Origin of the sequence: Psychrobacillus psychrodurans, assembly GCF_050209195.1 — a bacterium.
In the GTDB taxonomy this organism is placed as follows: domain Bacteria; phylum Bacillota; class Bacilli; order Bacillales_A; family Planococcaceae; genus Psychrobacillus; species Psychrobacillus psychrodurans.
This window is the reverse complement of the sequence record NZ_CP189791.1, coordinates 1,726,463-1,739,518: the sequence shown is the minus strand read 5'-3', so window position 1 is coordinate 1,739,518 and position 13,056 is coordinate 1,726,463. Positions and strand designations below refer to the sequence as shown.

9 protein-coding genes are annotated in these 13,056 nt (G+C 37.1%); 2 read left to right on the top strand and 7 right to left on the bottom strand.

Features of this window, described 5'->3' with window-relative positions; translation table 11 throughout:
* Positions 1–147: 147 nt before the first annotated feature.
* Positions 148–810 carry an HAD family hydrolase gene (locus tag ACQCPR_RS08165; RefSeq protein WP_427138727.1) on the top strand — a complete coding sequence of 221 codons (663 nt, stop codon included), beginning with the start codon at positions 148–150 and terminating at the stop codon, positions 808–810.
* 289 nt (positions 811–1,099) lie between these two features.
* Here ACQCPR_RS08165 and hisF read toward each other — a convergent pair whose 3' ends face one another.
* The 4 genes from hisF to gltB form a co-directional block, all read right to left on the bottom strand.
* Entirely contained in the window at positions 1,100–1,876 is a 777-nt protein-coding gene (hisF, locus tag ACQCPR_RS08160) for an imidazole glycerol phosphate synthase subunit HisF (protein ID WP_340879524.1), read from the bottom strand.
* A 1-nt stretch (position 1,877) separates the two neighbouring features.
* Positions 1,878–2,489, bottom strand: a complete 612-nt coding sequence (gene hisH / locus ACQCPR_RS08155; RefSeq protein WP_427138726.1) for an imidazole glycerol phosphate synthase subunit HisH — start codon at positions 2,487–2,489, stop codon at positions 1,878–1,880.
* A gap of 93 nt (positions 2,490–2,582) precedes the next feature.
* Positions 2,583–4,067 carry a glutamate synthase small subunit gene (gene gltD / locus ACQCPR_RS08150; RefSeq protein WP_090561629.1) on the bottom strand — a complete coding sequence of 495 codons (1,485 nt, stop codon included), beginning with the start codon at positions 4,065–4,067 and terminating at the stop codon, positions 2,583–2,585.
* A 17-nt stretch (positions 4,068–4,084) separates the two neighbouring features.
* Positions 4,085–8,617, bottom strand: a complete 4,533-nt coding sequence (gene gltB, locus ACQCPR_RS08145; protein ID WP_427138725.1) for a glutamate synthase large subunit — start codon at positions 8,615–8,617, stop codon at positions 4,085–4,087.
* 121 nt (positions 8,618–8,738) lie between these two features.
* On the opposite strand from gltB, the gene ACQCPR_RS08140 reads away from it, so the two are divergent.
* On the top strand, positions 8,739–9,641 hold the full coding sequence (locus tag ACQCPR_RS08140; RefSeq protein ID WP_090561633.1) for a LysR family transcriptional regulator: 903 nt from the start codon (positions 8,739–8,741) through the stop codon (positions 9,639–9,641).
* Positions 9,642–9,798: 157 nt separating this feature from the next.
* On the opposite strand, the gene ACQCPR_RS08135 is transcribed toward ACQCPR_RS08140, so the two are convergent.
* The 3 genes from ACQCPR_RS08135 to ACQCPR_RS08125 form a co-directional block, all read right to left on the bottom strand.
* On the bottom strand, positions 9,799–10,569 hold the full coding sequence (locus tag ACQCPR_RS08135) for a DUF2935 domain-containing protein (RefSeq protein WP_427138724.1): 771 nt from the start codon (positions 10,567–10,569) through the stop codon (positions 9,799–9,801).
* A 375-nt stretch (positions 10,570–10,944) separates the two neighbouring features.
* Positions 10,945–11,493: an NADPH-dependent FMN reductase gene (locus ACQCPR_RS08130; RefSeq protein ID WP_427138723.1), complete on the bottom strand. Its 549-nt coding sequence runs from the start codon at positions 11,491–11,493 to the stop codon at positions 10,945–10,947.
* Between the two features lie 162 nt (positions 11,494–11,655).
* A complete protein-coding gene (locus ACQCPR_RS08125) occupies positions 11,656–13,032 on the bottom strand; it encodes a gluconate:H+ symporter (RefSeq protein ID WP_090561639.1) in 1,377 nt (458 codons plus the stop codon).
* Positions 13,033–13,056: the final 24 nt, after the last annotated feature.

The following is a 13,056-nucleotide window of genomic DNA, read 5'->3' as shown; positions in this document are numbered from 1 at the left end:
ATGAGGAGATTGAAACCGTGCCCGTGGAAAGCGTCCCCCTAGAGCAAAAATCATCGTTGTTCGGATCACACTAGTTTATTTCCTTTTATGAAATTGATTCATGTATAATAATTTTATAAATTATTATTTGAGAAAAGGGTGGAATTTATGCGAGTAGCTATATTTGATTTTGATGGAACTCTCTATGCAGAAGAAACATTTACCATACTAATGAAACATCTAAAAGAACACCCTATCTATCAATCTTCATATAAAAGCTTTTATCGTGCAATTGTTCCGCCATACATAGCAAACAAACTTAAACTATATCCAGCTAGCAGGATGAAAAGACGTTCTATGCAATTATATTTAGAAGCTTTCGAAGGTCTTTCAAAACAGGAAATGGATGCATATTTCGAGGAAATCAAAGTTGTCATGCAACAGGATTTTAACCCAAAAGTGTTGGATAGACTAAAACTTCATCAAGAAGAGAATCTTCACATATTACTTGTATCTGGAGCTTACACACAATTTTTAGAGCGTGTAACAGACGGACTTGTGTTTAACCAGATAATAGGAACTGATATTTTGTATAAGGATGAAAAAGTTTATACCAAAAATATTATTAACCATATAAATGGCGAACAAAAAACATTGAAGGTCCATGAAGTATTGAATGACCATCAGATAGACTGGGAAAATAGTTTTGCATATGGCGATAGTTTTTCAGACTTGCCTGTTTTAAAGTTAGTGGGTAACCCTGTAGCAGTTAAACCTGAGGAGAAACTACGGAAACTGGCTACAGAACGGGGATGGGAGATAATCGAATAAGATAGCCTTCAGAATCTGCAGGACTTATTGATCGATTCTTAAACCTATTCTAGTGATTCTCTCAAACATTCTAGCGATTCTTAAACCTATTCTAGTGATTCTCTCAAACATTCGAGCGATTCTCAAACACATTCTAGTGATTCTCTCAAACATTCGAGCGATTCTCAAACACATTCTAGTGATTCTCCCAAACATTCGAGCGATTCAACATTTCCCCACCAACATTCATTTAAAAATTTAAGCCAGAAAAAATGACTTAGTCTCAGTAAAAACTAAGTCATTTCTTCTATTAAGTAAGTCGTACATTCACATTTTTAGTTTGCAAATAAGATTTGATCTCTCCAATTGTATAATCACCGTAATGAATCATGGATGCAACTAAAGCCGCATCTGCTTTCCCCTCCGAGAAGACTTCCTCAATATGTTCGATTTTTCCTGCTCCACCTGAAGCGATTATTGGGATATTTACTTTTTCAGATAATAACTTTATTAGTTCTACATCATAGCCGTTTTTCATGCCGTCTTTGTGGATACTCGTACAAATTATTTCTCCAGCACCTAAGTCAGCGGCTTGCTGTGCCCACTCAACAACATCCAATCCGGTTTTCTCATGGCCAGAATGAGTGTAAACTTCCCACCTAACAATCTCCCCTTCATCATTATAAATTGGCATGGCATCTAAGCCTAATACGACACATTGTTTGCCGTAAATATCTGCTGCTTCTTTAAGTAACTCAGGACGCATTACTGCAGCTGAGTTTACCCCTACCTTATCTGCCCCAGCTCGTAGTAAATTTTTGAAATCTTCTACCGTACGCACACCACCGATTACGGAAAATGGAATATTTACTTGTTCAGCGACACGCTGTATCCATTCCAGTTTTAAATCTTGGTTTTTCAAGGATGCCGTAGTATCAAGATAGATTAATTCATCAGCACCATCTTCGGTATATTTTTTTCCAAGCTCTGCGGGATCACCTATAATAGTAGGGTTTCTAAACTGAACATACTTGACTGCTTGATCATTTAATACATCAATGGCTGGTACAATTCGTTTTCTAAGCATATTATTTACCTCCTTGCTTGCAGAAATTATCTAAAAGCTGAATACCATACTTACCACTTTTTTCAGGATGAAATTGTACACCCATCACTTGTGAATTACCAATAACCGAAGCAAAATTAATACCATAATTTGTTTCACCTAATATTTCTTCCTGTAACTCTGGTTTCGCAAAATAGGAATGAACAAAGTAAAAGTCCGTTTCATCTGGAATATTTTCAAATAGAAAATGACTTTGAATATCTTTCACTTGATTCCAACCCATATGTGGAATTTTCTCCGATTCATCGGTAAATTCAGGTACTGCTCCTTTGAGTAATCCTAGACAAGGAACATTCCCTTCTTCGCTCGTTTCTAATAAAAGTTGCATACCAAGACAAATACCCAATAATGGAACCCCTTTAGAAACCCTCACTTTAAGATAATCACTTAGGCCTGTACTATTTAAAACACCCATAGCCACTTTTGCGTTTCCAACACCAGGGAGTATAATCTTTGAAATCTCATCAGTATGATCACTATCTCCCGTTATGAGTTTCGTTTCATATCCAAGTTGTTTAATTGCTTTTAATACACTATGTAAATTTCCTGCACCATAATCTATAATACCAATCATGTTATTGCCTCCATATTCGTTATGTAACTATTATGACATCTTATGGGCAAAAACGGAACAAAAACTTTAGTTCGCTAGCACAGTAAAAACCGGTCATGAGACTATGACCGGTTTTTTACTAACATATTCATCTACTCGTTTAGCTACTTCTTGGCCTTCTTTAATAGCCCAAACAATTAGGCTTTGTCCTCTTCTTGCATCACCAGCTGTAAAGACTCCCTCAACGTTTGTTAAGTAGTCTTTTGAAGATGCAGCAATCTTTTTATTGGTAATTCGTACACCTAATTGGTCTGCTAAAGTAGTTTCTGCTCCTTCAAAGCCAATAGCGATAAATACAAACTGAGCAGGCCATACTTTTTCTGTACCTGGCACTTCTTTAAAAAAGTAGAACCCATCTTCACCAAGAATTTTTTCCATTTGAATGGTATGCAATTCTTTTAAATTGCCATTTGCATCCGCGATGATTTTCTTCGTTTGAATTAAATACTCTCTTGGATCTTTTCCAAACTTTGCATCAGCTTCTTCGTAAGCATATTCTAGTTTAAAAATAGTTGGGTCAGTTGGCCATTGATTATCTTCCGCACGTGTTAATGGAAGTTGTGGATGCTTACCAAATTGAACTACACTACGGCACTTTTGTCGAAGGGCCGTCGCCACACAATCGGCACCCGTATCTCCTCCACCAATAACTATGACATCTTTACCTTTTGTATTGATAAACTGGTCATCCTTAAAATTTGAATCTAACAAACTTTTAGTAGTCGTAGTAAGATAATCCATCGCAAGATGTATTCCTTTAGATTCGTTACCCTCCATGTGAAGAACACGTTGTTTTTGAGCTCCAATACACAAGATTACTGCATCGTACTGTTCCTTTAAATAGTCGGCTGAGATATCCACCCCAACTTCTGTATTAAGTACAAAATCAATTCCTTCTTGCTGGAGCAATTGAATTCGACGTTCAACAATATCTTTTTCCAGTTTCATATTTGGAATCCCATACATGAGAAGTCCCCCCGCTCGGTCTGCACGTTCGAAAACTGTAACAGAATGACCTGCCTGATTGAGGTCATCTGCACTTGCAAGACCAGCAGGGCCAGAGCCGATAATAGCAATCTTTTTACCAGTTCTCGATATAGGAATTCTAGGGACTATCCATCCATTCTCAAATCCTTTATCGATAATAGTGCGCTCAATATTTTTTATGGAAACTGCTGGATCTGAAATAGCCAAAGTACACGAACCTTCGCATGGTGCAGGACAGACTCTTCCAGTAAACTCCGGAAAATTATTTGTCATTTGTAAACGCTCAAGCGCTTCTCTCCATTGTCCTTTGTATACTAAATCATTCCATTCGGGAATCAAGTTATTAATAGGACAACCTGAAGTCGCACCCCTTACCTCTATTCCCATATGACAAAACGGAGTCCCGCAGTCCATACATCTTGCGCCTTGCTTTTGTAGAGACTCATCAGTTAATTTAGCTGAGTATTCCTTCCAGTTATTAATACGTTTGAGAGGGGCCACCTCTTTACCTTTTTCACGCTTATATTCCATAAATCCTGTAGGTTTTCCCATTAGTATCTCCCCTCTCCTTATTTTTTTGCTAGAACTTTCGTTTCTTGTTTCGTCACATTTGAAGTTGCCAAAAATGCTTGCATGGCAGCAGCATCATCTGTTAAGCCTTGAATTTTAAATGACTGAATCCTATCCACCATTTTTTTATAGTCATTTGGTACAACCTTCACAAATTTACTAGCTGCATCATCCCAGTTATCTAATAAATTCATCGCTTTTGTACTCTTCGTGTAATAATAATGATCCATTATTAATTGTCGTAAAGCATGTAGTTCATCTGTTGTTTGAATTTGTTCAAATCCAATCATTTCTGTATTACATTTTTCTTTAAACCCGCTCACATCATCGACAAGAACATATGCTATTCCTCCAGACATTCCTGCTCCGAAATTCTTCCCTACATCACCTAAAATGACAGCACGGCCACCTGTCATGTATTCACATCCGTGGTCACCAATACCCTCCACGACTACATCTACTCCACTATTTCGAACTGCAAAGCGCTCCCCAGCACGTCCATTTATAAATACAGTTCCGCTTGTTGCCCCGTAAAGCGCGACATTTCCAGCAATTACATTTTGTTCAGCCTTACCTTGTATAGGTGCTGTAACAATTAGTTTTCCACCTGATAATCCTTTTCCAAAATAGTCATTTACATCGCCTGTAATATACATCGACATTCCTTTTGGTATAAATGCACCAAAGCTTTGCCCTGCCGCTCCGGTAAATCTTAAAACGATCGAATCATCCGGTAACCCTTGTGCACCGTATTTTTTAGAAATTTCACTTCCAATTACTGTTCCTACAACACGCTCTCTGTTAGTTATAGGGAAATATAGCTCCGCCTTCGATTGAGTTTCTATTACTTTTTTCAATTTCGGCAGTAAAACTCTCATGTCAAATGATTCATCAATTTTATGATCTTGCTGTGACTTCCAAGTTCTCGTACCTTCTGGTTGGAATAATAGGGCATCTAAATTTAGTTGTTTTGCTTTCCAGTGCGATTTGGCACGCTCACTAATCTCTAATACATCTGTTCGACCTACCATTTCTTCCACTGTTCTAAATCCTAATAATGCCATGTATTCTCTAACTTCTTCCGCTACAAATTTCATAAAGTTTACTACATATTCTGCTGTTCCTGTAAATTTATCACGTAACTCTGGATTTTGTGTGGCTATCCCAACTGGACAAGTATCTAAATGACATGCACGCATCATAATACAACCCATTACAATAAGAGGTGCTGTTGCGAATCCATACTCTTCTGCACCAAGTAGAGCTGCCATTACAACATCTTTACCGGTCATTAATTTCCCGTCAGTTTCTAACACTACACGATCGCGTAAACCATTTAACATTAACGTTTGATGTGCTTCAGCAAGTCCTAGTTCCCAAGGAAGCCCGGTATGCTTAATGCTTGTTTTAGGTGATGCACCTGTTCCACCATCATACCCACTAATTACAATTACATCAGCCGCTCCTTTTGCTACACCAGCAGCGATTGTGCCTACTCCCGATTTTGCTACAAGTTTCACACTAATCCTTGCTGCCCTATTTGAATTTTTTAAATCATGGATAAGTTGGGCCATATCTTCAATGGAATAAATATCATGATGTGGCGGTGGAGAGATTAAGCCAACCCCAGTTGTAGAACCACGGACATCTGCAACCCAAGGATATACTTTGTTGCCTGGTAATTGACCACCTTCTCCTGGTTTTGCACCTTGTGCCATTTTAATCTGTAATTCATTTGCTTGAACAAGATAATGACTTTTCACACCAAATCGTCCTGATGCAATTTGTTTAATAGCGCTTCTTCGGCTATCACCATTAGCATCTAGCTCATAACGGCTCGGATGCTCTCCACCTTCTCCACTATTGCTTTTCCCACCGATTCGATTCATCGCAATAGCCAATGTTTCGTGTGCCTCTTGACTTAATGATCCATAAGACATGGCACCTGTTTTAAAGCGTTTAACTATATTATCAACAGATTCCACTTCCTCAAGAGGGATACTTTTAATTCCTTTATCGAAAGTGAAAAGATTTCTTAAAAATCCAATTCGTTCCTCATTTGCCATCTCTGCATATTGTCTATATAATCCATAATCTCCTCTTCTAGTTGCCCATTGAAGTGTATGAATTGTTTTAGGATTGAATGCATGATGTTCTCCAGTACTTCTCCACTGAAAATCACTACCTGATTCTAAAGATTTATCTGAAGCAATAACTGCTTGTTCATGCCTATTAACAGTTTCCATTGCAATAGTTGATAAATCGATTCCACCAAGTTGTGATACTGTACCTGTAAAATAACGCTCAATAACGTCTTTACTTATACCAACAGCTTCAAATATTTGTGCGCCTCGATAACTTTGGACAGTAGAAATCCCCATTTTGGACATGACCTTAACTACACCATCTGCAATTCCTTTACTATATTTAGCGACAGCCTCTGAATAACTACTCGTTATATGTCCATCTTGGATAGCCTCTCCAATCGTCGCATAAGCAAGATAAGGATTGATAGCATCTACACCAAATCCGATAAGTGCAGCAAACTGATGTACCTCTCGCACTTCCCCAGATTCCACAATAATACTTATTTTCGTACGATTTCCATTACGCAATAAATGTTGGTGTACATGACTTGCTGCTAATAATACAGGAATTGTTTGCTGCTGTTTGGAGATCGATCTATCCGAAAGTATAAATAGGCAGGATCCTTCTTCTACCAATTCATCCACTTTTTTTGTTAGAAGATCTAAATCTAATTCTAAATCTTCTGACATATCAAGTGAAAGAACAGCACTTGTAAATGTTTTTATTTTACTCTCTTTTAATTGTGCTAATTGACTATTTGTTAATATAGGTGTATCTAAGAAAATTCGTTTCGCATTAGTTGCGTTCGGATGTAATAAATCCCCTTCCGCTCCAAGCAGTGTCATCGTTGAAGTTACAATATGTTCTCTAATAGAGTCAATTGGAGGATTAGTAACCTGGGCAAAAAGCTGTTTAAAATAATTGAACAATGACTGAGGTCGATCAGATAATACCGCTAATGGTGTGTCATTCCCCATCGACCCGATTGGATCCTTACCATCCATTGCAATAGGAATTATATACTTATGCACATCTTCAAATGTATAACCAAATGCTTTTTGTCGAAATAACAAATCATCTATTTGTTCAACTTTTTCCTTAGTTACTGGAAGCTTATACATATTTTCTGTTAACCATTGTTGATAAGGCTGAGCTTGCGCCATCTCTGTTTTTATTTGTTCGTCAGAAATTATCCTACCTTCTTCCAGATCAACTAACAGCATTCTACCAGGGCTTAGACGTTCTTTATATAGAATTTTTTCTTCATCTATGTCCACTACTCCAACTTCAGAAGAGAACACAATATAATTATCTTTTGTAACTAGGTAACGAGCAGGTCGCAATCCATTACGATCTAAAATAGCTCCTATTTGTTTTCCGTTAGTGAAGGAAATTGCTGTTGGACCATCCCACGGTTCCATTAAACTGCTATGATATGCATAGAAAGCTTTTTTTTCCTCTGTAATATGCGGATTCTCAGTCCAAGGCTCTGGAATAAGCATCATAGCAGTATGGGCTGGTGTTCTGCCAGCTAAAACAAATAATTCAAATGCATTGTCTAGCATGGAAGAATCACTCCCATTTGTATCAATAATGGGTAGTAATTTTGCTAGATCATCACCAAATGCTTTTGATACAAATTGTTTTTCTCGAGCTTTCATCCAGTTGATATTTCCACGTAATGTGTTGATTTCACCGTTGTGGACAATATATCGATTAGGATGTGCACGCTCCCAGCTTGGAAACGTATTAGTACTATAGCGAGAATGCACAAGTGAAAATGCAGAAGTGAATAATTCGTCCTGCAAATCGATATAAAATAAATCGACTTCTTCTGGAGTAAGCAGTCCTTTATATACGATCGTTTGACTAGAAAGACTCGCACAATAGAATTTTAGGCCATGACGTTCTGCCCAATGTTCAGCTTGTTTACGAATAATATATAATTTGCGTTCAAAAGCTAAAGATTCCATTTCGTCATTCGATTGTATAAAAACTTGTCGAATAAAGGGTGCCGTTTCCTTCGATTTATCACTTAACTCACTTGTATCAATTGGTACAGTTCTCCAACCAATGAGAACTTGCCCTTCCGCAACTATCAATTCGTTTATTTTTTGTTCTATTAATTTGCGTTCATCAGAATCGTTTGTGAAAAATAACATACCTACTCCGTACTTCCCTTTTTCGGGTAAGACCCATTCGTTACAAACAACCCGAAAGAAAATATCAGGTATTTGAACCATTAATCCAGCTCCGTCACCTGTTTTACCATCGCCACCTCTCCCAGCGCGATGCTCTAAACGACATAACATCTCAAGTCCTTTTTTTACGATATCGTGTGTTGCATTACCTTTTATATTTGCGTATAAACCTATCCCACATGCGTCATGTTCAAAAGACGGGTCATACATACCTTGTGCTTGTGGTAGTTGGTGAAATGTCATGTTTATACCTCCCTTTAAACTGAAAAAGTGTCTTAGGAATATTGTATGTTTTCAAAATAATATAAACAATATATAATTTGGATATAAATCATCTAATATTGAGATAGATAAGGAGAATACGATGGAACTACGCCAATTGAGATACTTTATAGAAGTTGCAGAAAGAGAACATATATCGGAGGCAGCGATCCATTTACATGTTGCACAGTCTGCTGTCAGTAGACAGATAGCTAATTTAGAAGATGAACTAGGGGTCCAATTATTTGAGCGAATTGGTAGAAATGTAAAATTAACACCAATCGGTAAGATTTTCTTGGAGCATAGTGTCTCTGCAATTAAGGCAATTGACTTTGCAAAGAAACAAATTGATGAATACTTAGACCCAGAAAAAGGTACTATTAAAATAGGTTTTCCTACTAGTTTAGCTGGTCACTTATTGCCAACAGTAATTTCTGCTTTCAAAAGTGAGCATCCAAATGTGGCTTTTCATTTGCGCCAAGGATCATACACTTACTTAATAGAAGCAGTTAAGAATCGAGAGATTAACTTGGCGTTTTTAGGTCCTCTACCTCCTAAAGATAGTATTTTGAATAACACGATTCTATTTACCGAGAACTTCTCTGTTCTTTTGAATGCAAACCATCCATTTGCTAAAAAAGATAAGATTCCTCTCATTGATTTACGAAACGAGGATTTTGTACTATTCCCTGAGGGATACATTATGCAGAAGTTAGTTGTCGAGGCATGTAATTCTGTTGGTTTCACACCAAAAGTTTCTTCTGAAGGTGAAGATATGGATGCAATCAAAGGATTAGTTGCGGCAGGAATAGGACTAACACTACTACCTGAAAGTACCTTCTATGACTCTACACCTAGATTCACAAAAAAAATACCAATTGAATTGCCTAATATACGAAGAACAGTAGGAATTATTAGCCCAGCTACACGGAATCTCTCCCCTTCTGAAAAGGTTTTTCATGATTTTGTAGTACAATTTTTCTCGCTTCTGGGCCAATATCAATAGATTATCAATTCTTTTAACTAATAGCACACAACCTGTTCCTACGATAAACGAAAAGAGCGATGCCTTTTAAAGCATCGCAACTAATCTTGATAAATATAGGACTGGACGTTACAGAAGGCTAACAATCATAATTCAATGGTATTCCATTCACGAAAGTTTACATGTTCTCTACATTTGAGGATTCTGCCACCTTGGTTAAATAATATTTTTCTTCTCTTGCCATATGGTCTGCCATTGAAACGGTAAAAGTCCCAAGTACTTCTGCACTAAGTTCCATTTCTTCTAGTTCATTTAAAAAAGTTAAAAATAAATCCATTTCTACTTCTACATTATCATTAAATCTACTTAATGCTGGAAACTTGTTGATATTTGTGCGTAGGTAACCAGTCAATTCAACCGCTTTTATATAAAACTGATCAAAATGCTTGGCAAAGGTTCGACTTTTTTCCTTTAGTCTTTTTTCTACATCATCCATTCGAGCATCGATTGCTCCAGCATGACCGGAAGCGTCCATGAGCCAAATTAAATGATGGTGCAATTCGTGAAAAATTGGTGGTACTTCACCTTTTTCCAGGTAGCTTAATACCAGTTGATACTCTTCTAATTCATTAACCATATGACTCAAGAAAGTAGGCGTGAGGTGGATACCCATGTCCCCTAGTAAATGTCTTTTAATAATAGATAGTTTAAATGATTTTAGTTGTTCCACATACTCTGCGGCAATACTCGCGAAGGAAATGGCATTTGCTTCATTCAAAGAATTTACTTGAGGAAGAAGTTGATGGAACTGCTGGATAAAATAAGTTGCCTTTGCGATGTCCTCCTTCTGTGAAGGATAAAGAGAATCATGAATAAAGCGAGAATGGTCTCCTAGCACCCGAAGCCAAAACTGATGTTCAAAGACAGCACTTTTCAAATAATTTTCCAATCCGAATACATCTCCTTTAATTTTACCTCTACTACACTTTATTCATATCAAATAGTATTATTAATGAAATTATGTGTAACCCAAAATGTCCTTTAGCCTCTATAAAATAAATTTGCATAAAGAGGCGGGGACAGAAGTAGAAATTTTATTGGATATGGAGAAACCTTTACTAAATAATGGATATTTAATCAAATTGATTGGAATGGAGGGGCGACTCCTACGGGAATAGCGTGATGCTTGAGACTACAGGCTCAGGCCACGCCCGTGGAAAGCGTCCCTGTAATGGAAATCAGTTTTGTGCATAGCAAAAAAACAGCATTTTTCTCAGAGAGAAAAATGCTGTTTTGGGGGTTCTGTCCCAGCCTCTTAACATACTTATTTAACTTTGTTATAGAATTCCACAAAATTATTAACGACTTGATCTAAGAAATCACTTGTCGCTTGGTCTGTGATTTCATTTTGTTCATTTATCTTTGTATGAATAGCTCCAATATATACTTCATTGCCTGGCAGTAATTTTGGTTGAAGAGTCGGGTTGGAGATAATTTCTCTTAAATGCATTTGCGCACGTACACTACCTAGTACACCCATAGAAGATCCTACGATAAAAGTTGGTTTGTCTTTAAGGTCATGTCCACTGCGTGACATCCAGTCAATCGCATTTTTCAATGCGCCCGGAATAGAGAAGTTATACTCTGGAACTGCAAATAGTACAGCTTCTGAATTACGAACTTTCATCTTAAATTCCATTGCTCCTTTTGGAGGATTCTCTTCTATATCTGCACTAAACATTTCTACATCATTAATGGATACTATTTGAATATCCAATTGCTCGGAATAACGTTTTTTTATGTACTCCACTAGTTTTAAATTGTATGAACCTTTTCTATTACTTCCTATAATAGCCGTTACTTTAATTGTCATTTGAACATCTCCTCTTTCTCAGTTGTTTAAGGAATTGGTAATGTTTACTTACGGTTGTTAGTATATCACTATAATTCAAAATTATGCTGAGATTTACTCATTCACATCCATAAAAAATAAGATCGCTAATATTTTAGCGATCTTATTCCAATAGTAATATTTTTAACCCACGATAGCATTAGCGGTTACTAACATGATTAATGCAGTTAACCAAGCTAACGTTGTAGGAACCGACCAAACTAAAACCTGTTCCTTCAATTTAGTAATACCAAGCATACGGTTAACAACCCAGAACATGGAATCGTTAAAGTATGAGAATAGCATTGCACCTAATGCGGCTGCTTGAGCAGCAAGAGCTAAGTTGACATCTAAATTCGCTAAAATTGGCGCCGATATTGAAGCTGCAGTAATCATTGCAACTGTCCCACTACCTTGTATTAATCGTACAATAGAAGCAATGAAGAATGGAATTAATATTGCTGGAAGCGGCAATCCTGCAATAATTTCCGCAAGATAGTCACCAGTACCACTATCACGTAAAACAGTACCTAAAGCACCACCGGCACCAGTAACTAGTAAGATAATACCTGCTGTTGTCATACCTTCTTCCATTCTGTCCAACGCTTCTTCACGCTTCATATAATTAGCCAAGCCGTAAATAGCTGCTACTAATCCTAGAGCTAAAGCGATAATTGGTTGACCTAAGAACAATACGTAATCCCAAGCTCCACCTGTAAATTCCAAAGCAGACAAAGTTGTGTTTAAGAATATTAAAATAATTGGTAATAAAATTGGGAAAAACGATTTAAATAAACCAGGAAGTTCTTTCTCACGATCATGCGATGCTGCTAAGAAATCATGATACACTACTTCAGATGAATCTTTACGAACAAATCCTTCTCCATCTTCTTCTGGTAATTGATAGATTCGTTTCCCAAGCCACTTTGCATATAATACTCCTACAATGATAATAGGCACTGCAAAAATGAGACCCCAAAATATCATTTCCCCAATATCTACACCAAAAATACCCGCAACTCCTAATGGTCCTGGAGTTGGTGGAACTGCATGGTGAGTTGCCACCAATCCAATTGCAAGTGCAACTCCAAGTGTAACTACTGATTTACCAGTTTTACGCGATAAAGATTTAACTAAAGGATTTAAAATAACAAACGCTGAATCTACAAAAATTGGAATCGAAACGATATAACCAGCAATTGCCATTGCCCATTCTTCTTTTTTCTTACCAACTAGTCGTATTAATGAATATGCAAGTTTTTCTGCTGCACCAGTAACTTCTAAAATACGGCCCATCATTACCCCTAAACCTACTACTATACCAATAGAGGCTAACGTATTTCCAAAACCAGAGGTAATTGAGTTTACGACTTTAAGCGGCTCCATTCCTCCTATTAATCCGGTAATTGACGCAGCAATTATTAAGGCTAAGAAAGCATGAATTTTAGTTTTTAAAACAAGTAAAATAAGAACTGTAATACCAATTGCTAAACCAAGTAACATTTGCATTTCTAAAGTCATTCCCATGTAACCCCTTTCAAAACT

Excerpts from the sequence above, each read along its gene's own strand:
- ACQCPR_RS08165 (WP_427138727.1), top strand. The coding sequence starts at position 148 with ATGCGAGTAGCTATATTTGATTTTGATGGAACTCTCTATGCAGAAGAA.
- hisF (WP_340879524.1), bottom strand. The coding sequence starts at position 1,876 with ATGCTTAGAAAACGAATTGTACCAGCCATTGATGTATTAAATGATCAA.
- hisH (WP_427138726.1), bottom strand. The coding sequence starts at position 2,489 with ATGATTGGTATTATAGATTATGGTGCAGGAAATTTACATAGTGTATTA.
- gltD (WP_090561629.1), bottom strand. The coding sequence starts at position 4,067 with ATGGGAAAACCTACAGGATTTATGGAATATAAGCGTGAAAAAGGTAAA.
- gltB (WP_427138725.1), bottom strand. The coding sequence starts at position 8,617 with ATGACATTTCACCAACTACCACAAGCACAAGGTATGTATGACCCGTCT.
- ACQCPR_RS08140 (WP_090561633.1), top strand. The coding sequence starts at position 8,739 with ATGGAACTACGCCAATTGAGATACTTTATAGAAGTTGCAGAAAGAGAA.
- ACQCPR_RS08130 (WP_427138723.1), bottom strand. The coding sequence starts at position 11,493 with ATGACAATTAAAGTAACGGCTATTATAGGAAGTAATAGAAAAGGTTCA.
- ACQCPR_RS08125 (WP_090561639.1), bottom strand. The coding sequence starts at position 13,032 with ATGACTTTAGAAATGCAAATGTTACTTGGTTTAGCAATTGGTATTACA.